The following is a 24,673-nucleotide window of genomic DNA, read 5'->3' as shown; positions in this document are numbered from 1 at the left end:
TGGCGTGGATCTACCAATGATCTTCAGTAGATCCACGCCATGCGTGGATGAGGCGGGTCATTCGGCGTAGATCATCTTCCGGGTCATGCCGCCGTCGACGACGAAGTCCTGTCCGGTGCTGAAGCCGGACAGCGAGGACAGCAGATACACCGCCAGTGCACCGATATCTTCAGGGCGGCCGACCCGGCCGACCGGATGCTGGGCGTGGTCGATGGCCGAGTAGTCGGGCTCGTGGCGGCGCGAGGGCGCCTGCCAGGCCGTGGTGCCGATCCAGCCGGGGCTGATGCTGTTCACCCGCACCGCCGGGCCGGCGCTGATCGCCAGCGCATGGGTGAAGGCGACCAACCCACCCTTGGCGGCCGCATAGGCCTCACTGTGCGCCTCGGATTGCCAGGCGCGGGTTGAGGCGATGTTGATGATTGCCCCGGCAGCGCTGGCCGACAGCGCCGACAGCGCGTGCTTGCTGCACAGGAAGGCGCCATGCAGCGACGATAGGCGGCGTTGCCATTCGTCCCACTCCATGTCCTGCAGCCGCGTGCCGTGCGGCCCCGCGATGCCGGCATTGTTGACCAACCCGTCGATGTGTCCGAAGCGACGCAGCGCCTCGGCGACGAACGCGCGCACGCTGCCTTCGTCGGTGATGTCCAGGCGCTGGAACGCAGCGTCATCACCGCGCTGCCATTCCACCAGACACGCTTCGCCGGCCTCCACGTCCAGGTCGCCGATCAGCACGCGGCCACCGGCACCGAGCACGGCCTGGGCGATGCCGCGGCCGATGCCGTTGGCACCCCCGGTGATCAGCACCACCTTGCCCGACAGCGGCGCGGCCGGCCATGCGGCAATCGGCGGAACGCGGCTCATGACAGGTCGTCGCCACGCAGGCGGCGATGCCAGCCGTCCACGCCGATGCGGTCCAGGGTCTGGATGTTGCGCTCGACGATCACGTCCGGGTCCGGATAGACGTCCACCGCGCGCGCCACGCTGTCCTCGCGCAGCAGGTGCAGGGTGGGGAAGGGCGCACGGTTGGTGTAGTTGCTGGCGTCGTCGGCGGCCACGCCCTCGAACTGGTAATCCGGATGGAAGCTGGCTACCTGCAGGATGCCCTGCAGGTCCAGTGCCTCGATCGCGGCGTCGGCGTTGTCGAGGAAGTCGTTGTAGTCGAGGAAGTCGGTCAGCACCTGCGGATGCACGATCAGCGTGGTATCGATCTGCTCGGCCGGCGTATCGCGCAGCAGCACCAGCTCCTCGGCCAGCTGTTCGACCAGCGCTTCCGGCGTGGTCGCATCGCTGAGCACGAAACGGACCTGGTCCTTCACGTATACCGCCTTGGCGAACGGGCACAGGTTCAGGCCGATGACGATGCGCTCCAGCCACAGGCGGGTGGCGGCGATCGGGTCATCGGTGGGCAGGTGGGTGTCGGTCATGGCGGGCACGTCGGCTGGCGGGGCGGACATTGTAGGCAGTGTGCCGCCGCCGCGCTGTTCACTGTGCAGGAACTGGACAGTCGTCATGCTGGAAATCCCCGCCGGTTCAAGCCCTTGCGGGCGGCCGCTGGATGGCCGATTGCCTGCCGCGGACGGCGGGCGTGGAATGGGCGCACGACACAGGAGGACACCCATGACTGCATCTTCCCCGTGGCTGCCGGATGCCCTTTGGGCCGGCGCCTTCTTCGATGGTCGCTGGCAGGCGGCCGAGCAACGGCAGCTGGTGATCGAGCCGGCCACCGGCAACACCCTCGGCGAGATCGGCCTGGCCGACCCGGCGCAGGTGGCGCGCTCGGCGGCAGCCGCTGCCCAGGCGCAACAGGCGTGGGCGTCAGCGCCTTACGAGCAGCGCGCTGAGGTCATGCGCAAAGCGGCACGCCTGGCCGAAGAGAACATTGACACCCTGGTCGAGTGGCTGGTGCGCGAAAGCGGCTCCACTCGCCTGAAGGCCGGCTTTGAGGCGAAGGTCACTATCAAAGCATTGCACGAAGCCGCGGCGCTGCCTTCGCGTAGCGTCGGCGAGATCCTGCCGTCCGAGCCGGGCCGGCTGAACCTGGCGCGGCGTCGGCCACTGGGCGTGGTCGGCGTCATCTCACCCTTCAATTTCCCGCTGTACCTGGCCATGCGCGCGGTGGCGCCGGCCATCGCGCTGGGCAACGCGGTGGTGCTCAAGCCGGACCCGCGCACGGCGGTGTGCGGCGGCGCGGTGATCGCACGCCTGTTCGAGCAGGCCGGGCTGCCGGCAGGTGTGCTGCACATGCTGCCCGGTGATGGCGCGGCCGGTGCCGCGCTGACCAGCGATCCGCACGTGGCGATGATCCAGTTCACCGGTTCCACCGCTGCCGGGCGCAAGGTCGGTGAAGCGGCGGGCAGGCACCTGAAAAAGGTGTCGCTGGAGCTGGGCGGCAAGAACTCGCTGATCATTCTCGATGATGCCGACCTCGACCTGGCGGTGGCCAACACCGCGTGGGGCGTCTACCTGCATCAGGGACAGATCTGCATGGCGACCGGCCGCGTGCTGGTGCATCGGAAGATCCATGATGCGTTCCTGCAGAAGCTGGTGGCCAAGGCCAATTCGCTGAAGGTGGGAGATCCGGCACGCGAAGAGGTGGCCATCGGTCCGCTGATCAATGCTGGCCAGCGTGATCACGCCGCGCGCGTGGTCGAGCAGGCGCTGCAGGCCGGTGCCTCGCTGGAGGCCGGCGGTACGCACCGCGATCTGTTCTTCGCGCCGACCGTGCTTGGCAACGTCTCTGCCGACAATCCAGCCTTCAACGAAGAGATCTTCGCGCCAGTGGCGGTGGTGGTGCCGTTCGACGATGACGACGATGCCGTGCGCCTGGCCAACGACAGCGAGTACGGCCTGTCGATGGCCATCGTCTCCAGCAACGTCGGGCGCGCGTTGAAGCTCGGCGAGCGCCTGCGCACCGGCCTGCTGCATATCAACGACCAGACCGTGAACGACGACGTGATCAATCCCTTCGGCGGCGTCGGTGCATCCGGCAACGGCACCAGTATCGGTGGCCCCGCCAACGGAGAAGAGTTCACCCAGTGGCAGTGGTTGACCGTCAAGGGCGAAGCGCCCGCCTACCCGATCTGATCGAAGGAGCATTGCGATGAGCAGCAACACGACAACACGCGAGATAACTGCGGCCGTGGTACGCGGCAAGGAACAGCCCTTCGTCATCGAGCAGGCCCGGCTGCGCGGCCCGCAGGACGACGAGGTATTGGTGAAGGTGGTGGCGACCGGCCTGTGCCACACCGATCTGATCGTGCGCGATCAGTACTACCCGGTGCCTTTGCCTGCGGTGCTCGGCCACGAAGGTGCCGGCATCGTGGAAGCGGTTGGCCCCAACGTGCGCGACCTCAAGGTGGGCGACCACGTGGTGCTGACCTACGGCGCCTGCGGCCACTGCAACCCGTGCCGGGGCGGTCATGGTGCCTACTGCAAGGACTTCTTTGCGCTGAACTTCGGTGGCGATGATGGCCACGGCCATACCGCGATCACCGATGCGCAGGGCCAGCCGCTGCACGACCATTTCTTCGCGCAGTCTTCGTTTGCCACCTTCGCCATCGCGCGCGAGATCAACGCGATCAAGGTGCCCGACGACGCGCCGCTGGAACTGCTGGGCCCGCTGGGCTGCGGCATCCAGACCGGTGCCGGTGCGGTCCTCAATTCGCTGCAGGTGCGTTCGGGCAGCAGCTTCGCCAGCTACGGCGCCGGTGCTGTGGGCCTGAGCGCGGTGATGGCGGCCAAGGTGGCCGGCGCCACCACCATCATCGCCATCGACGTGGTGCCCTCGCGTCTTGAGCTGGCGCTGGAACTGGGTGCCACCCACGTGGTCAACAGCCGCGAGACCGATGTGGTCGAGGCCGTGCGCGCGATCACTGGCGGTGGTGCTGATTTCGCACTGGAATCGACCGGTCGCCCGGAAGTGCTGTCGGCCGGTATCGAGGCACTGGGTGGCTTGGGGATGATGGGCGTGGTGGGGGCACCGAAGCTGGGTACCACCGCCAGCTTCGATGTGAACAACCTGCTGCTCGGTGGCCGCAGCATCCGCGGCATCGTGGAAGGCGACAGCGTGCCGCAGGTGTTCATTCCACAGCTGGTGACGCTGTTCCAGCAGGGCCGCTTCCCGTTCGACAAGCTTGTGAGGTTCTACCCGCTGGAACAGATCAACCAGGCGGCGGAGGACAGTACGAAGGGAATCACGCTCAAGCCGATCCTGCGCATCGCGGCCTGAGCAGAGGGTGGGGTTGCAGGGCTGCGCCCTGCACCCGCCGAAGCAACGTCCACGGCAATGGCAAAAGCGGGCATTCCGTGGGATGGCGGGGTGGCTCCGGTTGCGGGGGGCGCTGCAAGTACGTCCATGTAAGCTCGGTCGCGCCATCCATGGCGCTCACGCCCCGCAACCGGGCCCACCCCGCCTTCGACAGGTTCCCGCTGCTGTTGGTCGGCACGGGGTCGGATCCGTTTTCCAAAGGAAAACGGCTCTGACCCCTTGTTTGACCCGCTGGCGGAAACATTCCGTTGTCGGAACGTAACGTGGCGTTGCCGCCGACGGGTGTACGCTGCCTTCATGATGGCCACGACAGTCGGGCAACAGCAGTTGGTGGCGGCACGCGCCGCCTTCGCCGAGGGCGATGCGCGTTCATTGGGCGTGTTGCCGCTGCCGCTGCAGCAGTCATGGCTGCGTTCGCGCGCGGCGGGCCTGCTGCCCGGGCAGGAGCCGGACTATCGTCCGTTGCTGGGTGACGGCCGGCATCTTTCCGATTCCGGCGACCGTCGGCTCGCGCGCTGCGTGCGGCCGGAGCTGGAACAGCTGTGGGCTGCCTTTGGCGGGCGTGGCTGGACGATGTTCTGTGCCAACCGTGAGGGCATGGTGATCGCGCAGCAGGCCCATGGCCTGGAAGATGCACCGCTGCTGCGTCCGATCCAGGTTGGGCGGAGGCTGGGCGAGGGCGAGATCGGCACCACGGCGCCGGCGGTCAGCCTGGCCGACGACCTGCCTGCGCTGGTACGGGGCAATGAACACTACCTGCAGCGCTTCGCCCCGGTGTTCTGCCTCAGCGAGCCACTGCACGATCTCGATGGGCAGGTATGCGGGGTGATCGACATCACCGGCCTGGGTGAGCGTGATCCATCGTTGTTGCAGGGCTATTTTCGGCAGGCCGCGCTGGCCAGCGAGAACCGGCTGTTCCACGCGCTTGCCGACGTGCATCTGTTGGCGCTGCAGCACGATCCGCGCTGGTTGGCGTCACCATTGCAGGGGTTGCTGGCGGTGCAGGAGGATGGCCAGCTGCGCGCGGCCAACCGTGTTGCGCGGCGCCTGCTGGGCCTGCCGCGTCGGGGACCGTTGCCGTTGTTGAACCTGGAAAGCGTGTTTGCCGGCGCCAGTGCCGCGCAGCGGCGGCGCCTGCTGCAACCCGGGGCGCCGCATCGGGTGCGGGTGGGCGAGGGCAGTGCGGTTTACCTGCAGCACCTGCAGGCGCCGCGCAAGGTCGCTGGCCGCAGCGCGCAACGGCCTTCAGCGGCGACGATGGATGCACCGCTGTTGCGTGATCAGCAGCGTGAAGCGGCGCGCCGTGCCGCGCAGGCGGCGGATGGCAATCTGAGCCTGGCCGCGCGCCAGCTGGGTATCTCGCGCACCACGCTGTACAAGCTGCTGCGCGGTTGACGTTGCAGTCCGCCGGGCCATGCCCGGCGGGCAGATCAATCGCGGAAATTGTTGAACTGCAGCGGCAGCTCGAACTTGCCGGCCTTGAGCACGGCGATGGCATCCTGCAGGTCATCGCGCTTCTTGCCCTGCACGCGCAGCTTGTCGCCGTTGATCTGGCTCTCCACCTTCAGCTTCGCTTCCTTCAGCGCGGCGGCGATCTTCTTGGCGATCTTCTGCTCGATGCCCTGCTTGACGGTGATCTTCTGCCGGGCCTGGGCCAGGTTGGTCTCGATGTCGCCGAACTCCAGGCTGAGCACATCGATGCCGCGCGCGGCCAGGCGTGCACGCAGGATGTCGTTCATCTGCTTGAGCTGGAATTCGGTCGGCGCGAACTGATTGATCACGTCGCCATCGCGTTCGAACTTGGCATCCACGCCCTTGAAGTCGAAGCGGGTGGCCAGTTCGCGGTTGGCTTGGTCGATGGCGTTGGTCAGCTCGTGGGTGTCGACTTCGGACACGACGTCGAAGGAAGGCATGGGCGTGGCTCCGCGGAATTCAGTGGCGGCCATTCTATCGCGGCGCCCATGCCCGGCGCCCGGCGGGGCGCGCGGTCGGCGATAATGGGGCATGAACGTGCAACGCTCCCCCTCGCGTGCGGTGGCCTGGATGGTCGCTGCGGTCGCCTGTTTTTCGCTGATGGACGCTGGCATGAAGCAGCTGTCGGCCAGCTACCCCACCCTGGAAGTGACCTTCCTGCGCGGCGCGGCCTCGTTGCCGTTCGTGCTGGTGTGGGTGCTGGTCAGTGCCGGCCCGCGCTCGCTGGTGCCGCGGCGCTGGGGCCTGCACCTGCTGCGTGGCGCGCTGGGCATGGCGATGATCGGGTGCTTCGTGTTCGCCCTGCGCGACCTGCCGCTGTCCACCGCCTACACCATCTATTTCGTTGCGCCGCTGCTGATCGCTGCACTCTCGGTACCGCTGCTCGGTGAACGGGTCGGGCCGCGGCGCTGGGTGGCCATCGGCATCGGCCTGGTTGGCGTGCTGGTGGTGCTGCGGCCGGGCGTGGATGGCTTCATCTCGGTGCCGGGGCTGATGGTGCTCGCCGCGGCCACCGCCTATGCCGTGGCTGCGATCACGGTCAGCCTGCTGACCCGCACCGATACTTCGCAGTCGATGGTGGTCTGGTTCCTGGTGATCATGGCGATCGGCGCGGGCCTGCTGGCCCTTCCCGGCTGGGTACCGCTGCAGCTGGCACATGCGCCGCTCATCGCCGGCATGGGCCTGGCCGGGGCACTGGGCCAGATCGCCCTGACCAAGGCCTTCCAGCTGGGCGAGGCGTCGATGATCGCGCCGTTGGAGTACAGCGGCCTGGTCTGGGTGATCGGTTGGGACCTGGCCTTCTGGGGCCAGCTGCCGGACGGCTATACCTGGGTGGGTGCGGCGATCATCGTGGCGTCCGGGCTGTACCTGCTGCACCGCGAGCGGGTGAACCGGCAGGAACCGCCGAAGCCGCTTGATCATCCCTGAGCTGGGTCGGCCGGGGAATGGGGTCAGAGCCCCTGCGGGGATCCGACCCCGGGGCCGGATCCCCGCAGGGGCTCTGACCTCGGCTCAATCACCGTCACGGGCGCCTTAGAACCAAAAGGAATAACATTCTGGCCCATGGCGCGGGCGCGCGAGCGCCGGCGCTGGTAGGCTGCACGCCCCCTTCCGTCACCCAGCCGGTGAGCCACGCCCGTGATCGAGTTCCAGCGCCTGCACAAATCCTATGCCGTTGCCGGCCGCGAAGTCAGCGCGCTGCAACCGCTGGACCTGACCATCGAAGCTGGTGAGGTATTCGGCATCATCGGCCATTCCGGCGCCGGCAAGTCGACGTTGATCCGCATGATCAACCGCCTGGAAGAGCCCAGCGGTGGCCGTCTGCTGATCGGCGGCGAGGATGTCACCGCGCTGGACGCGGACGGCCTGCGCGCGCTGCGCCGGCGCATCGGCATGATCTTCCAGCACTTCAACCTGCTGTCCTCGCGCACCGTGGCCGGCAATGTGGCCTTCCCGCTGGAGCTGGCCGGCACGCCGAAAGCGGAAATCGACGCGCGTGTGGCCGAGCTGCTGCAGACCGTTGGCCTGGAAGCGCATGCGCAGAAGTACCCGGCACAGCTGTCCGGCGGACAGAAGCAGCGCGTGGGCATTGCGCGTGCGCTGGCGACCCGTCCGCAGATCCTGCTGTGCGACGAGGCGACCAGTGCGCTTGACCCGCAGACCACCGCGTCTGTGCTGTCGCTGCTGTCGAAGATCAATCGCGAGCTGGGCCTGACCATCGTGCTGATCACCCATGAGATGGATGTGATCCGCCGCGTCTGCGACCGCGTGGCCGTGCTCGACGCCGGCCAGATGGTCGAGACCGGGCCGGTCACCCGCGTGTTCCTGCACCCGCAGCACCCGACCACGCGCCGGTTCGTCAGCGAATCGGAGCATGTGGACGAGGGCGCGCTGCACCGCGATTTCGACGTGGTCGGGGGCCGCATCGTGCGCCTGACCTTCCTCGGCGGCGACACCTACGAACCCCTGCTCGGCAGCGTCGCGCGGCAGACCGGGGTCGACTACAACATCCTGTCCGGCCGTATCGACCGGATCAAGGACACCCCGTATGGCCAGCTGGTGGTCGCCCTGGTGGGCGGCGACCAGTCCGCCGCGCAGGCCGCGTTCGTGGCCGCCGGCGTGCATGTTGAGGAGCTGCGTCGATGATCATCGCTACTGCCGGCGGCTTCTTCCGCCACCTGGATGCGGGCAAGTGGGCCGACATCGGCCAGGCCACCATCGACACGTTGCTGATGCTGCTCGGTTCGCTGCCGCTGACCCTGGCCATCGGCCTGCCGCTGGGTGTGCTGCTGTACCTGTTCGGCGCACCGCAGATGAAGCGCCGGCCGTTCGCCTATGGCGTGCTGGCGCTGGTGGTGAACCTGCTGCGTTCGGTGCCCTTCATCATCCTGATGATCGTGCTGATCCCGGTCACCCTGCTCCTGATGGGAACCTCGCTGGGCGTGCGCGGTGCGATCGTGCCGCTGGTGATCGGCGCGGCACCATTCTATGCGCGCTTGGTCGAGACCGCGCTGCGTGAAGTCGACCGGGGCGTGATCGAGGCGACCCAGGCGATGGGCGCCACCACCTGGCAGCTGGTCACCCGCGTGCTGCTGCCCGAAGCGCGCCCCGGCCTGATTGCCGGTGCGACGGTCACCACCGTGGCGCTGATTGGTTTCACGGCGATGGGCGGCGCGATCGGTTCCGGTGGCCTCGGCGACCTGGCGTTCCGCGATGGCTACCAGCGCTCGCACACCGACGTGGCCCTGGTCACGGTGGTCCTGCTGCTGATCCTGGTGCAGCTGCTGCAGATGCTCGGCGACCGCCTGGTCGCGCATTACAGCCGCAAATGACGCGGCGCCCCGTGCTGCCCCGGCGTCGCCCGGTGCATCGCGGCAGCCGGCCAGCGGCCGGCTCTAACCCATTGTCTGGAAACGGTAGTGCCGGCCGCTGGCCGGCTATTCCACATGCGGTCAACGCACGTTCGGCACTTCGTAGCCCAGCTTGCCGACCTGCTCGGGGTGCTGCGGCACGCGCTTGAGCTTGTCGGTGTTCACGCCGTACTCGTCGCGCAGGCGCTCGGCCAGCTCCTTGTAGAGGCCTTTGTCCATGTCCGGGGTGCGCGAGAAGATCCAGGCCATCTCACGGCCGGGGTAGCCGATCAGCGCCCAGGAATAATCCGGTGCCACTTCCAGCACCCGCGAATGGGTCGGCACGACGCGGTAGAACCAGGTACGCCAGCCGTGGTTGCCGCTGTCCGGGTCGACGCTGGCGCGGGCACGCACTTCCTGCAGCGGTTCGCCGAAGCCATCACGGTAGCGGTAGGTGATGCCGACCTTGTGTGCGTCGCGCAGTTCGTACTCGTTGACGCTGGCGACATGGCCACGTTCGATGAAGTTCGGCACGCGGCCGATCACGTACCAGGTGCCCATGAAGCGCTTCAGGTCGATCGGTGCGTCCAGGGCAGCCGCACCAGAGGCGCTGGTACGGGGCGACGGCGGCTCACTGGCGGCCACGGCGGGGCCGGCCAGGGAAAGGGCCAGCAGCGCGGCGCAGAGCGGGCGGATCGAAGTCATGCGGGAGCGGGCTCCAGTGGGCTTGCACGCGCATGGTCGACTGTGTGCACGCGATCCGTCAATGGTGTCGCAACCTGTGAGAAGGGCCTTGCCCAAGCTGTGTTGCATTGTCCACCGGAGAAGCCCCATGAACGCTCGTTCCGTTCGTCGCCCTGCAACTGAACGCGTCATCATTGAACGCGCCCATCCGCGCCTGCTGCGCAGCGTGCGTCAGGTCGCTCTGGCCGGCCTGGCGCTGGTACTGGTCTGGCCAGCCGCGCGTGGCAGCAACGCCTGGCTGGGCTGGCTGCCGATGTGGCTGGTGGGCATGCCGCTGGTGGCCTGGTGGGCGCTGCTGCGCTTCCCTGCGCCGCGCCTGTCGTGGTTGCGGCTGGCCCGTCGCACCGGTGGACAGGCGCGACGCCGCGGCCGTGGCGCCGTCCGTGGTGGCCGCCGTAGCTCGACCGCCGCGGCCTGACCTTCGACACGGGGGCGGCTGCAGCGATCCATGCTAGCGTTCCACGGCTTATGACTGCCTGGAGCTGCAATGTCTCGACTCGCTTCCGCCTGCCTGTTGGCCGGCATGATGACCGCTGCCTCGGTGGGGACCGCCGTGGCCGCTGAAGACACCGATCGCTACGCCTGGCTGGAGGACGTCACCGGCGACAAGCCGCTGTCCTGGGTCAAGGAACAGAACGCCAAGTCCGAAGCGCGCCTGGCGCAGACCCCGGCTTTCAAGCAGATGGAGACCAGCATCCGCGAGGTGCTCGACTCCGACGCCAAGATTCCCGCCGTGCAGAAGATCGGCGACTACTACTACAACTTCTGGAAGGACCAGCAGCACGAGCGCGGCCTGTGGCGGCGCACCACGCTGGCCGAGTACCGCAAGGCCTCGCCGCAGTGGGAAACCGTGCTCGACCTGGATGCGCTGAACAAGGCCGAGGGCGAGAACTGGGTCTGGCACGGCGCCGACTGCCTGCGCCCGGACTACAGCCGCTGCCTGATCGCGCTGTCGCGCGGTGGTGCCGATGCCGACGTCACCCGCGAATTCGATCTATCCAGCAAGAGCTGGATCAAGGACGGCTTCTTCCGTCCCGAGTCGAAGGGTGGCCTGAACTGGATCGATCGCGACACCGTGTTCGTCTACACCGACTTCGGTGCCGGCTCGATGACCACCTCCGGCTACCCGCGCGTGGCCAAGCTGTGGAAGCGTGGTACGCCGATGGCCTCCGCCAGCGTGGTGTATGAAGGCAAGCCGGAAGACATGTACATCGCGGCGATGCACGATGACACTCCGGGCTTCGAACGCAACCTGGTCAGCCGCACGCTGGCGTTCTACAACAACGAGATCTACCTGCGCGGCGACGATGGCACGCTGACCAAGATCGACGCGCCGAACTCGGCCGAGAAGGGCCTGCACAAGCAGTGGCTGACCCTGGAGCTGCGTGATCCGTGGACCGTGGGTGGCAAGACCTATGCGTCCGGTTCGCTGCTGGCGACCAGGCTGGATGACTTCCTGGCCGGCAAGCGCGAGTTCGACGTGTTGTTCACCCCGACTGCGACCACCTCGCTGGCCGGCGCCACCTGGACCAAGAGCCATCTGGTGCTGAACGTGCTGGATGACGTCAAGAACCGCCTGTCGGTGCTGACCCCGGGCGCCAATGGCTGGCAGACCAGCCGCTTCGTCGGCGCGCCGGCCTTCGGCACGCTGGGCGTGTCCGCGGTCGACAGCAACGACAGCGACGCGGTGTGGCTGACCGCCACCGACTACCTGACCCCGACCACCCTGGCGCTGGCCGAGATCGGACAGGCCCCGGAAACGCTGAAGACCATGCCGGCCTTCTTCGATGCCAAGGGCAAGGTGATCGAGCAACACTTCGCCACCAGCAAGGACGGAACCCGCGTGCCGTACTTCGTGGTGCACGACAAGGCGATGAAGCTGGACGGCTCCAACCCGACCCTGCTGTATGGCTACGGTGGTTTCGAAATCTCGCTGACCCCGGGCTACTCCGGTGGCATGGGCCGCGCCTGGCTGGAGAAGGGCGGCGTGTACGTGGTTGCCAACATCCGTGGCGGCGGCGAGTACGGCCCGCGCTGGCACCAGGCGGCGCTGAAGCAGAACCGCCACAAGGCCTATGAAGACATGGCCGCCGTGGCACGCGATCTGGTCAAGCGCAAGATCACCACCGCCAAGCACCTGGGTGTGCAGGGCGGCAGCAATGGTGGCCTGCTGACCGGGAACATGCTGACCCAGTACCCGGAGCTGTTCGGTGCGGTGGTGGTGCAGGTGCCGCTGCTGGACATGAAGCGCTACAGCCACCTGCTGGCCGGTGCGTCGTGGATGGCCGAGTACGGCAACCCGGATACCAGCGACTGGGAGTTCATCAAGACCTTCTCGCCGTACCACCTGTTCGACGCGAAGAAGAACTACCCGCCGGTGCTGTTCACCACCTCCACCCGCGATGACCGCGTGCACCCGGGCCATGCCCGCAAGATGGCGGCGAAGATGATCGACGCCGGCAAGGACGTGACCTACTACGAGAACATCGAAGGTGGCCACGGCGGCGCAGCCAACAACGCGCAGGCCGCACACATGTCGGCGCTGGCCTACAGCTTCCTGTGGGAACGCCTCGGCGGTAAGTAAGCAGAACGGAAAACGCCGCCCCAGGGCGGCGTTTTCCGTTATCGGGTAGCGCCGGGCCATGCCCGGCGCGCGCGTAGCGCGGCAGGATGCCGCCGGGCATGGCCCGGCGCTACCGGAAATGCTTCAACCCGCGCGCGATCCGCTCCACCGCCTCCTGCAACCGCGGCACTTCCTGCGTGTAGGCCAACCGCACGTGCTGGTTCGCACGGTGGAAGCCGAAATCCAGCCCCGGCGTGAATGCCACGTGCTCGGTTTCCAGGAAATGGGCGCAGAACGCCTGCGCGTCACCGGTGAATGCGCTGACATCGGCGTACAGGTAGAACGCACCCTGCGGCTCGACTTCGATGCGGAAGCCCAGTTCACGCAATGCCGGCAGGAGGAAATCGCGGCGCTGGCGGAAGGCTTCGCGACGCTGCTCGAAGATCGCCATCGCTTCCTCGCTGAAACACGCCAGTGCGGCATGCTGGGCGATGCTCGAGGCGCTGATGTACAGGTTCTGCGCCAGCTTCTCCAGGTCCGGCACCGCCGCCGGCGGTGCCACCAGCCAGCCCAGCCGCCAGCCGGTCATGCCGAAGTACTTGGAAAAACTGTTCAGTACGAATGCGCTGTCGTCCACCTGCAGCACGCTGGGTGCATCCAGGCCGTAGGTCAGGCCGTGGTAGATCTCGTCCACCACCAGGTGGCCGCCGCGCGCGTGCAGGGTCTGCGACAGGGCTGCCAGTTCGTCGGCGGAGAGCACGGTGCCGGTGGGGTTGGCCGGCGAGGCGACCAGCGCGCCGACGCTGTCGGCATTCCAGTGCTGTTCGACCAGCGACGGAGTGAGTTGATAGGCGGTCTCCGGCCCGACCGGCACCAGCTGCGCGCCGCCTTCCACCAGGCGCAGGAAGTGGCGGTTGCACGGATAGCCGGGGTCGGCCAGCAGCCAGTGGCGGCCGGGGTCGACCAGCAGGCTGCTGGCCAGCAGCAGCGCCCCGGAGCCGCCAGGGGTGACCAGGATGCGCTCGGGGTCGATGTCCAGCCCGTAGTGGCTGCGATAGAAGCCGCTGATTGCCTGGCGCAGGGCCGGCAGGCCACGTGCGGCGGTGTAGCGTGTATGGCCGGCGGCCAGTGCGGCCTGTCCGGCACGCACGATCGGTTCGGCGGTGGTGAAGTCCGGTTCGCCGATCTCCAGGTGGATCACATCGTGGCCCGCCTGTTCCAGCGCCTGGGCGCGGGCCAGCAGGGACATCACGTGGAACGGGGCGATTTCATGGCTGCGCCGGCTGTAGCCCGGCGTGTGGGGCAGGGTGCTCATGCGCCCATGGTACGCCGCGCGCTGGGGTCGGATCCCTTTTGCACGCAAAAGGGCTCTGACCCCAGCAGGAGCCGCACCATGACGATCCGCAGGGTTGCCGCATCGCCGCGATTGGGGTCAGATCCCTTTTCGGGAAAAGGGATCTGACCCCGTCGAAGACCATTGCATTGATGCGCCTGGAGCCTTATTTCATGAAACCTACCCTCTGCCTGTTGCTTGCCAGCCTGATGACCACCACTGCCAACGCCGCCCCCCTGCCTGTTCCGCCGGATGCCGCCAAGCACCCGCATGTGGTCAAGGCGCCGTTCGGCGCGACCCGCAGCGATGACTACTACTGGCTGCGCGACGACAAGCGCGAGAACAAGGACATGCTGGCCTACCTGCAGGCCGAGAATGCCTATGCCGACCAGCTGCTGGCACCGCTGAAGCCACTGGAAGACACCCTGTACAAGGAGATCGTCGGCCGCATCAAGCAGGACGATTCCAGCGTGCCGGCGCGTGAGCGCGGCTACTGGTACTACAGCCGCTTCGAGACCGGCCAGGACTACCCGATCCATGCGCGCCGCAAGGGCAGCATGGACGCGGCCGAAGAAGTCCTGCTGGACGTCAATGCGATGGCTGCCGGCAAGGGCTACTTCAGCGTCGGCTCGATGGAAGTGAGTCAGGACAACCAGCTGCTGGCCTGGGCCGATGATGACGTCGGTCGCCGCCAGTACACGATCCGCTTCAAGGACCTGGCCACCGGCAAGGTGCTGCCCGACGTGATCACCGGCAGCTCCGGCGACCTGGTCTGGGCCGACGACAACCGCACCGTGCTGTACGTCGAGAACGATCCGGAAACGTTGCTGACCGTGCGCGTGAAGAAGCACGTGCTGGGCACCCCGGCCAGCGCCGACACCGTCGTCTACGAGGAGAAGGACGACAGCTTCTACATGGGCATCGGCCGCACCCGCGACGATCGCTTCATCACCATCGGCGTGCACAGCACGGTGTCCTCGGAAGAGCGATATGCACCCGCCAGCGACCCGACCACCTTCACCGTGCTGGCGCCGCGCCAGCGCGACGTCGAGTACGACGCCGACCACTACGATGGCCGCTGGGTGATCCGCACCAACGACGGTGCGAAGAACTTCAAGCTGGTCACCGCACCCACCGATGCCACCTCGCGCGCGCAGTGGAAGGACTGGATCGCGCATGACGATGCCGTGTTCATCGAGGGCTTCGAACTGTTCGACAGCTACACCGCCATCGCCGAACGTTCCGAAGGCCTGGAGCGCATCCGCCTGCTTTTCAAGGACGGCCGCAGCGACTACGTGAAGGCCGATGAGCCGGCGTATTCGATGGGCCTGGGCGACAATACCGAAGCCGACACGCCGTGGCTGCGTTACATCTACACCTCGATGACCACCCCGACCACGGTGTTCGAACTGAATACCGCCACCGGTGAGCGTCGCCAGCTGAAGGTGCAGCCGGTGATCGGCTATGACGCGTCGAAGTACGAAACCGACCGCGTCTGGATCACCGCGCGCGATGGCGTGAAGGTGCCGGTGTCGCTGGTCTACCGCAAGGGCTACAAGAAGGACGGCAAGGGCGCGCTGTTCCAGTACGCCTATGGCAGCTACGGCATGTCGATGGACCCGTACTTCAACCAGACCGCGGTGAGCCTGCTCGACCGTGGCGTGGTGTATGCCATTGCCCACATCCGTGGTGGCCAGGAAATGGGCCGCGACTGGTACGAGAACGGCAAGCTGCTGCACAAGCAGAACACCTTCAACGACTTCATCGACGTCACCCGTGCCCTGGTGGCGCAGGGCTGGGCGGCGAAGGATCGCGTGGCGGCATCCGGAGGCAGTGCCGGTGGCCTGCTGATGGGCGCGGTAGCCAACCAGGCGCCGCAGGACTACCGCGTGATGGTGGCGCAGGTGCCGTTCGTCGACGTGGTCACCACCATGCTCGACCCGACCATTCCGCTGACCACCAACGAGTACGACGAGTGGGGCAACCCGGAGCAGAAGCCGTACTACGACTACATGCTGTCCTACTCGCCCTACGACAACGTGAAGAAGCAGGCCTATCCGGCGCTGTTCGTGGGCACCGGCCTGTGGGATTCGCAGGTGCAGTACTGGGAACCGGCCAAGTGGGTGGCCAAGCTGCGTGACGACAACACCGGCCATTACCCGATCCTGTTCCGCACCAACATGGAAGCCGGCCACGGCGGCAAGTCGGGGCGCTTCCAGCGTTACCGCGAGCTGTCCGAGTCGTACGCGTTCGTGCTGCAGCAGCTGGGCATCGCCCAGCCGTGATCGCGACAGGGTGCCGGGCACTGCCGGGCACCCTGAACCGGTATCCTTGCGGCCATGAGCGCGCCAGATCCTTCCGCCCCACGCGACGCCACCACGCCACCGCGCGTGGTGCGTTTCCGCTGGGCGTGGTGGCTGCTGGCCTACGTCAGCCTTGGCACCGGCATCGTCGGCATCTTCGTGCCGGGCCTGCCGACCACCGTATTCATCCTGATTTCGGCCTGGGCCGCTTCGCGCGGCTCCGAGCGCCTGCACACTTGGCTGCTGCAGCATCCGCGCTTCGGTCCGGCCATCGCCAACTGGCAGGCGCACGGGGCGGTCAGCCGCTACGGCAAGTGGATGGCCACGATCACGATGGCGGTATGTGCCGGCATCATGCTGTGGTGCGTGCCGATCGCCTGGGTGAAGTGGTTCTCGATCGGCAGCATGACCGTGGTGGCGATCTGGCTGTGGACCCGGCCGTTGCCACCGTCGGAGGGCTGAACATGGCCCGCCAGCGGCCCCCATGGGGGCGGCAAGGGGTAGAGTCGACTGTTAGTCGACTATCGCGCGCAGCGCGGGGTTTTCGCTATCTGATCGAAGAGCAGTCGACTAACAGTCGACTCTACCTACCGCTCAGCCGCCAATGGCTATACTCGGGGCATGAAGATCCCCCATCCAAACGCCATCCTGATTCCGCTGGCAGCGGCCTCGCTGCTGTTCCTCGCCGCCTGCGGCAACAAGGGCCCGCTGGTACTGCCGCAGAAGCCGGTGCCGGTGGAAGAGACCGTTGAACCCGTTGCCGAGCCCGCGACCGAAGCGACCCCGGCGGAGACCCAGGGCAGCGGCACGCCGGCCACGACCGTGGACCCGGCTGCACCGACCACCCAACCGGCGCCTGCGCCTGCGAAGAAGGTGGGCGGCGGGAATGAGTAAGGCCGGTTCCAAGGCGCTGCGCTTCAGCAAGATGCATGGCGCGGGCAATGATTTCGTAGTGATCGACCTGCGTGGCGGCACTGCGCCGCCCACGCCTGAACTGGCCGCGCGCCTGGCCGACCGCCACACTGGCGTCGGCTGCGATCAGATCCTGACCATCGAAGCACCGCGCGCGGAAGGCTCGGTGGCGTCCTACCGCATCTGGAATGCCGACGGTTCCAACTCCGAGCAGTGCGGCAACGGCGCGCGCTGCATCGCGGCCTGGCTGGTGCGCGAGGGCAGTGCGCAGGGCGATGCATTCGTCATCGACAGCCCGTTGGCCAGCCACGAAGTGAAGGTGCTGGGCGAGGGCCAGTTCGCGGTAACCATGGGCGTGCCTGCCTTCGAGCCGGCCAACGTGCCGCTGATGGGCTTCGCCCACGCGCGTGAGGAATACCTGCTGCCGTTGCAGGGGGAAAGCGTGCGATTTGCCGCGGTGTCGATGGGCAACCCGCATGCGGTGATCGAAGTGGGCCTGATCGATGCTGCGCCGGTCGAGCGCGTCGGTGCGCTGCTGCAGCAGCATGCATCGTTCCCGCGCTCGGTGAACGTGGGTTTCGCCCAGGTGATGGGCCCGGCGCATGCGCGTCTGCGTGTGAATGAGCGCGGCGTCGGTGAAACCCTGGCTTGTGGCAGCGGTGCCTGTGCCGCTGCGGTGACCCTGATGCAGCGTGGCCGCCTGCAGCGTGACGCGCGCATCAGCCTGCCCGGTGGTGACCTGCGCATCCAGTGGCCGGGCGATGGCCAGCCGGTAGTGATGGCCGGCCCGACCGCATTCGTCTTCGAAGGGGAGTGGATCGCATGACCGAAACCGTCGACAAGCTCGGAGCCCATGAAGTCGCTGCCTGGTTGCGGCGTCATCCGGGCTTCCTCAAGCAGTTCCCGGACCTGGCCCTGACCCTGGTGGTGCCGCGTGACGACGGTCCGACCGCGTCGCTGGCCAGCTACCAGCTGGAAGTGCTGCGCGAGAAGAACCGCGAGCTGGCACGACGGTTGGCCGATCTGGGCGCCACCGCCCAGATCAATGAACGCCTGGCAGTGCGCACGCATCAGCTGACCCTGGCACTGATGAAGCAGGACAACGCCGCCGATACCCTGCGTGCGATGGCCGCCTCGCTGCAGGAAGATTTCGCCGGGGACCTGGTACGGCTGGTGGTGCACACGCCGGTGGCCGGGCTGGAGCAGGCCGACTGGCTGCAGGTGATCGCCGCCGATGATCCGCAGCTGGGCCCGTTCCGCGACTGCCTGAAGGACGGCGAGCCGATCTGCGGGCGCCTGCAGCCGGAAAAGAATGCCGTGCTGTATGGCGTGCGCAGCGAGGAAGTGCAGACCACGGCGCTGCTGCCGCTGCCGGGCGTGGGCCTGATTGCGGTCGGCAGCCACGATCCGAACCGCTTCTATCCGGGCATGGGCACGCTGTTCCTGCGCATGATGGGCGATGCCCTGGTCGCCGGCCTGAAGCGCTTCGCGGGCTGAGCAGGACATCACGACGATGAGCGCGGTACAGGCCTTCCTGCAGCACCTGCAGGTGGAGCGGCGGATGTCGGCGCATACGCTCGACGCCTACCGCCGCGACCTGGATGCGCTCTCGGTCTGGGCCGAGCCGCGTGGCGTGGCGGTGGAGGCACTCGATGCCGACGCGCTGCGCCAGTTTGTTGCCGATGAGCATCGCCGTGGCCTGTCCGCGAAGAGCCTGCAGCGCCGGTTGTCGGCGTGCCGGAGCTTCTATGCCTGGCTGCTCAAGCACGGGCGCATCGAGGTCAGCCCGGCGGCGACGCTGAAGGCACCGCGCGCACCGCGCCGGTTGCCACAGGTCCTCGACGCCGACGAAGCCGTGCAGCTGGTCGAGCTGGAGCCGGAAGGCGAGCTCGGCCGCCGCGACCGCGCGCTGCTGGAACTGTTCTACTCCTCCGGCCTGCGCCTGAGCGAAGTCTGCGCGCTGACCTGGCGCGACCTGGATTTCGCCAGTGGCCTGGTCAACGTGCTGGGCAAGGGCAATCGCCAACGCCGCGTGCCGTTCGGCCGGCCGGCGCGCGAAGCGCTGCAGGCGTGGCGCACGGAGAGTGGTGGTGGCCCGGCCTCGCCGGTGTTTCCCGGCCGCAACGGGCCGATCAGCCAACGCGCGGTGCAGATCCGCATCCGCCAGCTGGCGCAACGCCAGGGCCTGTTCAAGCACGTGCACCCGCACATGCTGCGGCACAGTTTCGCCAGCCATATCCTGGAATCGTCCGGTGACCTGCGTGGCGTGCAGGAACTGCTTGGCCATGCGGACATCGCCACCACGCAGATCTATACCCACCTCGACTTCCAGCACCTGGCCAAGGTCTACGACGCCGCGCATCCGCGCGCGAAGCGTCGACGCAGCAACGAGGGCAGCGGAGAAAGCTGAACGTTGCCCCTGCGGCAGGCGGTCGCGGGTGGCTTGAAGGGCGCAGCGCAGTCCCCACCTCTGGTTCTGTCACCCCGGAGGCATCATGGACCCCAGTCAGAACCCCAACGTTTTCCACGCCACCACCATCGTCTGCGTCCGTCGCGGCGAGCACGTGGCCATTGCCGGCGACGGCCAGGTCACGCTGGGCCACACCGTGATGAAGGGCAATGCGCGCAAGGTGCGCCGCCTCGGCCGTGATGGCCAGGTGCTGGCCGGCTTTGCCGGTGCCGCCGCCGACGCCTTCACCCTGTTCGAGCTGTTCGAGGCCAAGCTGGAAAAGCACGGCCAGCTGCAGCGTGCAGCGGTCGAGCTGGCCAAGGATTGGCGCACCGAGCGCCGCCTGGGCAAGCTCGAAGCCCTGCTGGCAGTGGCTGACAAGGAAACCTCGCTGATCATCAGCGGCACCGGCGATGTGATCGAGCCGGAGGACGGCATCATCGCCATCGGTTCCGGCGGTTCGTATGCCCTTTCGGCTGCGCGTGCGCTGATGGCACACACCGAGCTGGATGCACGCACCATCGCCAGCGAGGCGATCGGCATCGCCGGTGACATCTGCATCTACACCAACCGCAACGTGGTGGTCGAGGAGCTTTGACCGCTCTTCTGTAGTGCCGAGCCATGCTCGGCAGGGCTGCCCGTCAGCCGAGCATGGCTCGGCTCTACATGCATCTGAATTCGTGAGCACAACCATGCCGAAGATCGAAGTTTCCTCCGCCACCATGACCCCGCGCGAGATCGTGCAGGAACTGGACCGGCACATCGTGGGCCAGCACGACGCCAAGCGCGCGGTGGCCATTGCCCTGCGCAACCGCTGGCGTCGCATGCAGCTGGTGCCGGAGCTGCGCAATGAAGTGATGCCGAAGAACATCCTGATGATCGGCCCCACCGGCGTCGGCAAGACCGAGATCGCGCGTCGCCTGGCCACGCTGGCCAACGCGCCGTTCGTGAAGGTCGAAGCGACCCGCTTCACCGAAGTCGGCTACGTCGGCAAGGATGTCGAGCAGATCATCCGTGACCTGGCCGATACCGCAGTGAAGCTGTACCGCGAACAGGCCAAGGTGCGCGTGCGTACCCAGGCCGAAGAACGCGCCGAAGACCGCATCCTCGATGCGCTGCTGCCGCGCCGCAGCGGTGGCATCGGCTTCGATCCGGAAGTCGCCCGCAACGAACCGTCGGCGCAGGACAACGAGACCCGCATCAAGTTCCGCAAGATGCTGCGCAACGGTGAGCTGGACGAGCGCGAGATCGAACTCGACCTGACCGCCAATGTCAGCATGGACATCATGACCCCGCCGGGCATGGAGGAAATGGGCCAGCAGCTGAAGTCGATGTTCGCCAACCTCGGCGGTGGCGCCAAGGCGCACAAGCGCACGCTGACCATCAAGGCCGCGCGTCCGCTGCTGATCGAGGAAGAGGCCGGCAAGCTGGTCAACGAAGACGACATCCGCACCGCGGCGATCGAGGCCTGCGAGCAGCACGGCATCGTGTTCATCGACGAGATCGACAAGGTTGCCAAGCGTGGTGACAACGTGGGTGGTGGCGATGTGTCGCGCGAAGGTGTGCAGCGCGATCTGCTGCCGCTGGTGGAAGGCTCCAACGTGTCCACCAAGTACGGCACGATCAAGACCGACCACATCCTGTTCATCGCCTCCGGTGCGTTCCACCTGGCCAAGCCCAGCGATCTGATTCCGGAGCTGCAGGGCCGCTTCCCGATCCGCGTCGAGCTGGGCGCGCTGAGCAAGGGTGACTTCGTGCGCATCCTGACCGAGCCGAAGGCCGCGTTGACCAAGCAGTACGAAGCACTGCTGGCTACCGAAGGTGTCAAGGTCAGCTTCACCGCCGACGCCATTGAGCGCCTGGCCGAGATCGCCTTCCAGGTGAACGAGCGCCAGGAGAACATCGGTGCCCGTCGCCTTCACACCGTGCTGGAACGCCTGTTGGATTCGCTCAGCTACGAGGCACCGGACCGCGACGGCGAGACCCTGGCCATCGACAGCGCCTACGTCGATGCGCACCTGGGTGAGCTGGTGCAGGATCCGGACCTGAGCCGCTACATCCTGTAACGTCCGACGGGGTCGGATCCCTCTCCGTTGCGAGGGGCTCCGACCCCACCCACTGCAACAGAAAAGGCCGCCGAAAGGCGGCCTTTTTGTTGTTGGTCAGTGCGGGTGCCTGACGCGGTAGGCCTGTAGCACCTGATCGATCACTGCGCTGGTGCGCGCGGCGCTGATGCCGGTCGACGGTGAGCGCCCGTTGCCACGCAGCTCGTCCACGATGGAAGCGATCAAAGGCTGCTGGACCGACGGCGGGTTCGGGATATCGAACGCCTGCACGCCGGCATCGGTGTCCAGCACGACCGGAACGTCTTCGAAGGTGGCAAAGCGCAGCTGCCCGCGGTCGCCGGTGATCTCCACCTCATCCTGGCGGCGGAAGGCGCAGAAGCTCCATTGCGCGATGCCGTGCGCGCCGTTGCCGGTACGGAAGCACACCGAGACACTGTCCTCGGCGGCGTAGGCACCGGTCAGCGAACTGGCCAGGCCATGGACATCGATCAAAGGCCCCAGCAGATGGTCGAGCAGATCCAGCGTGTGCGAGCCCAGATCGACGAACAGGCCGCCACCGGAGATCGCGGGATTGGTCCGCCAGAAGTCCGGTGACGCTGCCTGCATCGAGTGTGGCCGGTGCAGGCTGGCGCGCACGCTGCGCGGTGTGCCGATCGCGCCGCTGTCCAGCAGCTGTTTCACCTTCGCGAAGCGGGGCAGGGCACGGCGGTAGTAGGCCACGAACACCGGCACGCCGCTGCGGGCACTGGCCGCGATGATGCGCTGGCACTCGCCATGGTCCATGGCCATCGGCTTTTCGATGTAGACCGGCTTGCTCACTGCAATCGCCTGAAGCGCATAGTGCATGTGCGTGGAGGGGGGCGTTGCAACGTAGATCGCGTTCACTTCCGGATCGGCGATGAGCGCATCGGCATCCGCGTACCAGCGGGGAACCCCGTGGCGTCGCGCGTAGTCTTCAGCCAGTGCCGCATTGCGGCGCATCACTGCCGCTACCCGTGAGCCCGGCGTGCTGGCCAGGGCCGGGCCACTCTTTTTCTCGGTGACGCTGCCGCACCCGACGAAGCCCCACACCACGTTGTCCAGGATCATGGGGCTGTCCTCAGATGGGCGCGGCGGTGGCGGCAGCAGCGCTGCTCACGCTTCGGGCAGCGGCTCGGGCACGGTGCCGGGCACGAACACGCCGTCCTTCACGTAGGCGGCCAGGGTCATGTCCAGTGCGAGCATGCCATCGCGCTTGAGGTCCATCAGTTCCGGTTCGACCATCGCGCCGTGCAGCACGCCCAGCACGGTGGCGTGCAGCATGCGTGCGGCGATCTTCGGATCGGCGCCTTCGCGCAGCTGGCCCAGATCGCGGGCGCGGCGCAGGGCGCGCTCCATCCGTTCCAGTCCGTCGCGGAAGCCGGCCTGCTGCAGCTCGGTCAGCACCTTGGTGTCGGCCGAGGCATCGCTGCGCAGCATGATCTCCATGGTCTTGCGCAGGCGCTCGTCCTCGGACAGTTCGATGAACGAGTGGATCATCACCGCGCGCAGGTCGTGCACCGGGGTGTCGCGCTGGTCGGTCGAGGTGCGCTCCAGTTCCTGCATGAAGGGCAGGTGCACGCGCTCGACGATCGCGGCCAGCACCTCGCTCTTGTTCTTGAAGTGCCAGTAGACCGCGCCGCGGGTGTAGCCGGCGCGGGCACCGATCATCTCCAGCGTGGTACGGGCCACGCCGTGTTCATGGAAGCAGGCTTCGGCGGCGTCAAGGATGCCTTCCCGGGTTGCCTGGGTGTCCTCTTTGGTCTTGCGGGCCATGGATGGGTACGAGTGCGGGTGAAACGTGGCTGAATTGTACCGGTTTACAAACAAACAAGCATGTATGTATATTTCGTTCCCATCATTCCCGTCGTGTGCGTGGCAGGCCTGTCCGGCTCCCGCGCCACCCGGGTGGGCGCGATCTGCGGGGTTTCACCGGAACAGGGGAAAGCCGTTGTATCAGCGTCTTCTGAGATTCCTTCCTCCAAGAGCCTTTCCGTCATGTTGCTGAGCCGAATCCGACCCTTTGCACTGTCGCTGGCGATCGCCGCGACCGTGGCTGCCTGCGGCGGCCAACCCCAGGCCCCCGAGCAGGGACCGGGTGACGTCACTGTGGTCACGCTGAAGTCCGAGACCGTGGGCCTGACCCGCGAACTGCCGGGCCGTACCAATGCCTTCCTGGTCGCCGAAGTGCGCCCGCAGGTGAACGGCATCGTCGCCAAGCGCCTGTTCACCGAGGGCGGCATGGTCAAGGCCGGCGAGCCGCTGTACCAGATCGAGGACGCCAGCTACCGCGCCCAGGCCAACAGCGCCCGCGCCCAGCTGGCCCGTGCCGAAGCCACCGCCAACGCTGCCCGCCTCAGCGCCAAGCGCATCACCGAGCTGGCCAAGGTCGACGCGGTCAGCCAGCAGGATCTGGAAAACGCCGTGGCTGCGCAGAAGCAGGCCGAGGCTGATGTCGGTGCCGCCAAGGCGTCGCTGGATGCGGCCAACGTCACCCTGGGCTATGCCCGCATCGTCGCGCCGATCAGCGGTCGCATCGGCAAGTCCAGCGTCACCCAGGGTGCGCTGGTCAGCGCCGGCCAGGCCAATGCACTGGCCACCGTGCAGCAGCTGGACCCGATCTACGTCGACCTGACCCAGTCCTCGGCCGAGCTGCTGCAGCTGCGCCGCGAACTGGCCGCCGGCCGCCTGCAGGACAATCAGTCGCTGCCGGTCAGCATCCTGATGGAAGACGGCAGCACCTTCGAGCACAAGGGCACGCTGGAGTTCTCCGAAGTCAGCGTCGATCCGGCTACCGGCAGCTTCGGCCTGCGCGTGAAGGTGGACAACCCGGACGGCCTGCTGATGCCGGGCACCTATGTGCGCGCAGTGATCGGCGGCGGCGTGCGCAGCGATGCAGTGCTGGTGCCGATGCAGGGCATCGCCCGCGATCCGAAGGGCGACACCACCGCGATGGTGGTCGGCAAGGACAACAAGGTTGAGGTGCGCCCGGTCAAGGTCAGCCGCACGGTCGGTGACAAGTGGCTGGTCGAGGACGGTCTGAAGGCCGGCGACAAGGTCATCGTCGAAGGCCTGCAGAAGATCGGCCCCGGCATGCCGGTCAAAGCCACCGAGAAGGGCGCTGCGCCGGCCAAGCCGGCGGCGGCCGCCCAGCCTGCGGCCCCGGCCGGCGGCGCGAAGTAAGCGGAGAACCCC

At 67.1% G+C, this 24,673-nt stretch carries 24 protein-coding genes; 17 read left to right on the top strand and 7 right to left on the bottom strand.

Translation table 11 applies throughout. The annotated features are described in order from the left end of the window. Positions 1–57 precede the first annotated feature (57 nt). A complete protein-coding gene (locus AASM09_RS19295) occupies positions 58–861 on the bottom strand; it encodes an SDR family oxidoreductase (RefSeq protein ID WP_049429248.1) in 804 nt (267 codons plus the stop codon). Then, complete coding sequence (locus tag AASM09_RS19290; protein ID WP_049429265.1) at positions 858–1,424, bottom strand: DUF1415 domain-containing protein; 567 nt, start codon at positions 1,422–1,424, stop codon at positions 858–860. Before AASM09_RS19290 ends, AASM09_RS19295 begins: the two co-directional genes overlap by 4 nt. A gap of 193 nt (positions 1,425–1,617) precedes the next feature. Here AASM09_RS19290 and AASM09_RS19285 point away from each other — a divergent pair, with 193 nt between their 5' ends. The 3 genes from AASM09_RS19285 (at position 1,618) to AASM09_RS19275 (ending at position 5,662) form a co-directional block, all read left to right on the top strand. Continuing rightward, positions 1,618–3,084 (top strand): benzaldehyde dehydrogenase, encoded by a 1,467-nt coding sequence (locus AASM09_RS19285; protein ID WP_049429249.1) that lies wholly within the window; start codon positions 1,618–1,620, stop codon positions 3,082–3,084. Between the two features lie 16 nt (positions 3,085–3,100). Then, positions 3,101–4,228 (top strand): NAD(P)-dependent alcohol dehydrogenase, encoded by a 1,128-nt coding sequence (locus AASM09_RS19280; protein WP_049429250.1) that lies wholly within the window; start codon positions 3,101–3,103, stop codon positions 4,226–4,228. Positions 4,229–4,567: 339 nt separating this feature from the next. Continuing rightward, positions 4,568–5,662: a helix-turn-helix domain-containing protein gene (locus AASM09_RS19275; protein ID WP_238378644.1), complete on the top strand. Its 1,095-nt coding sequence runs from the start codon at positions 4,568–4,570 to the stop codon at positions 5,660–5,662. 35 nt (positions 5,663–5,697) lie between these two features. Here the strand turns inward: AASM09_RS19275 and AASM09_RS19270 are convergent, their stop codons facing one another. Beyond that, positions 5,698–6,180 (bottom strand): YajQ family cyclic di-GMP-binding protein, encoded by a 483-nt coding sequence (locus AASM09_RS19270; protein ID WP_005419468.1) that lies wholly within the window; start codon positions 6,178–6,180, stop codon positions 5,698–5,700. Between the two features lie 91 nt (positions 6,181–6,271). On the opposite strand from AASM09_RS19270, the gene AASM09_RS19265 reads away from it, so the two are divergent. The 3 genes from AASM09_RS19265 (at position 6,272) to AASM09_RS19255 (ending at position 9,072) form a co-directional block, all read left to right on the top strand. Further along, a complete protein-coding gene (locus AASM09_RS19265; protein ID WP_008268196.1) occupies positions 6,272–7,168 on the top strand; it encodes a DMT family transporter in 897 nt (298 codons plus the stop codon). A 210-nt stretch (positions 7,169–7,378) separates the two neighbouring features. Beyond that, positions 7,379–8,386: a methionine ABC transporter ATP-binding protein gene (locus tag AASM09_RS19260; RefSeq protein WP_010481369.1), complete on the top strand. Its 1,008-nt coding sequence runs from the start codon at positions 7,379–7,381 to the stop codon at positions 8,384–8,386. Next, positions 8,383–9,072, top strand: coding sequence for a methionine ABC transporter permease (locus tag AASM09_RS19255; RefSeq protein ID WP_049429251.1), 690 nt, complete (start codon positions 8,383–8,385; stop codon positions 9,070–9,072). Before AASM09_RS19260 ends, AASM09_RS19255 begins: the two co-directional genes overlap by 4 nt. A gap of 120 nt (positions 9,073–9,192) precedes the next feature. Here the strand turns inward: AASM09_RS19255 and AASM09_RS19250 are convergent, their stop codons facing one another. After that, positions 9,193–9,795 carry a lipocalin family protein gene (locus AASM09_RS19250; protein ID WP_049411005.1) on the bottom strand — a complete coding sequence of 201 codons (603 nt, stop codon included), beginning with the start codon at positions 9,793–9,795 and terminating at the stop codon, positions 9,193–9,195. Between the two features lie 127 nt (positions 9,796–9,922). Between AASM09_RS19250 and AASM09_RS19245 the strand changes: the two genes are divergently transcribed. Both AASM09_RS19245 and AASM09_RS19240 read left to right on the top strand, forming a co-directional pair. Further along, on the top strand, positions 9,923–10,252 hold the full coding sequence (locus AASM09_RS19245; protein ID WP_049429252.1) for a hypothetical protein: 330 nt from the start codon (positions 9,923–9,925) through the stop codon (positions 10,250–10,252). Between the two features lie 69 nt (positions 10,253–10,321). Beyond that, positions 10,322–12,418, top strand: coding sequence for a prolyl oligopeptidase family serine peptidase (locus AASM09_RS19240; RefSeq protein ID WP_049429253.1), 2,097 nt, complete (start codon positions 10,322–10,324; stop codon positions 12,416–12,418). Positions 12,419–12,527: 109 nt separating this feature from the next. Here AASM09_RS19240 and AASM09_RS19235 read toward each other — a convergent pair whose 3' ends face one another. Further along, complete coding sequence (locus tag AASM09_RS19235) at positions 12,528–13,712, bottom strand: pyridoxal phosphate-dependent aminotransferase (protein ID WP_049429254.1); 1,185 nt, start codon at positions 13,710–13,712, stop codon at positions 12,528–12,530. A gap of 191 nt (positions 13,713–13,903) precedes the next feature. On the opposite strand from AASM09_RS19235, the gene AASM09_RS19230 reads away from it, so the two are divergent. From AASM09_RS19230 to hslU, 8 genes are all read left to right on the top strand, one after another. Further along, on the top strand, positions 13,904–16,015 hold the full coding sequence (locus AASM09_RS19230; protein ID WP_049429255.1) for a S9 family peptidase: 2,112 nt from the start codon (positions 13,904–13,906) through the stop codon (positions 16,013–16,015). Positions 16,016–16,069: 54 nt separating this feature from the next. Then, positions 16,070–16,495 carry a YbaN family protein gene (locus AASM09_RS19225; protein WP_049429256.1) on the top strand — a complete coding sequence of 142 codons (426 nt, stop codon included), beginning with the start codon at positions 16,070–16,072 and terminating at the stop codon, positions 16,493–16,495. Positions 16,496–16,654: 159 nt separating this feature from the next. After that, positions 16,655–16,927, top strand: a complete 273-nt coding sequence (gene lptM, locus AASM09_RS19220) for an LPS translocon maturation chaperone LptM (RefSeq protein WP_049429257.1) — start codon at positions 16,655–16,657, stop codon at positions 16,925–16,927. Beyond that, positions 16,920–17,771 (top strand): diaminopimelate epimerase, encoded by an 852-nt coding sequence (dapF, locus tag AASM09_RS19215; protein ID WP_010481382.1) that lies wholly within the window; start codon positions 16,920–16,922, stop codon positions 17,769–17,771. Before lptM ends, dapF begins: the two co-directional genes overlap by 8 nt. Beyond that, positions 17,768–18,442: a DUF484 family protein gene (locus AASM09_RS19210; RefSeq protein ID WP_049429258.1), complete on the top strand. Its 675-nt coding sequence runs from the start codon at positions 17,768–17,770 to the stop codon at positions 18,440–18,442. Before dapF ends, AASM09_RS19210 begins: the two co-directional genes overlap by 4 nt. Positions 18,443–18,458: 16 nt before the next feature. Continuing rightward, positions 18,459–19,355 carry a tyrosine recombinase XerC gene (xerC, locus tag AASM09_RS19205; RefSeq protein ID WP_049429259.1) on the top strand — a complete coding sequence of 299 codons (897 nt, stop codon included), beginning with the start codon at positions 18,459–18,461 and terminating at the stop codon, positions 19,353–19,355. A gap of 85 nt (positions 19,356–19,440) precedes the next feature. After that, a complete protein-coding gene (hslV, locus tag AASM09_RS19200) occupies positions 19,441–19,992 on the top strand; it encodes an ATP-dependent protease subunit HslV (protein WP_005411093.1) in 552 nt (183 codons plus the stop codon). A 94-nt stretch (positions 19,993–20,086) separates the two neighbouring features. Further along, positions 20,087–21,460, top strand: a complete 1,374-nt coding sequence (hslU, locus tag AASM09_RS19195) for an ATP-dependent protease ATPase subunit HslU (RefSeq protein ID WP_049429260.1) — start codon at positions 20,087–20,089, stop codon at positions 21,458–21,460. A gap of 96 nt (positions 21,461–21,556) precedes the next feature. Here hslU and AASM09_RS19190 read toward each other — a convergent pair whose 3' ends face one another. Continuing rightward, a complete protein-coding gene (locus AASM09_RS19190) occupies positions 21,557–22,549 on the bottom strand; it encodes a Gfo/Idh/MocA family protein (protein WP_049429261.1) in 993 nt (330 codons plus the stop codon). Positions 22,550–22,594: 45 nt separating this feature from the next. Further along, positions 22,595–23,254: an efflux transporter SmeDEF transcriptional repressor SmeT gene (gene smeT, locus AASM09_RS19185; RefSeq protein ID WP_049429262.1), complete on the bottom strand. Its 660-nt coding sequence runs from the start codon at positions 23,252–23,254 to the stop codon at positions 22,595–22,597. A 222-nt stretch (positions 23,255–23,476) separates the two neighbouring features. On the opposite strand from smeT, the gene smeD reads away from it, so the two are divergent. Then, positions 23,477–24,661 (top strand): multidrug efflux RND transporter periplasmic adaptor subunit SmeD, encoded by a 1,185-nt coding sequence (gene smeD / locus AASM09_RS19180; protein ID WP_197651189.1) that lies wholly within the window; start codon positions 23,477–23,479, stop codon positions 24,659–24,661. The last annotated feature ends 12 nt before the right edge of the window (positions 24,662–24,673 follow it).

Origin of the sequence: Stenotrophomonas maltophilia, assembly GCF_039555535.1 — a bacterium.
Taxonomy (GTDB): Bacteria; Pseudomonadota; Gammaproteobacteria; order Xanthomonadales; family Xanthomonadaceae; genus Stenotrophomonas; species Stenotrophomonas maltophilia_Q.
The sequence above is the reverse complement of the archived record's forward strand: the minus strand, read 5'-3'. Positions and strand labels throughout refer to the sequence as shown.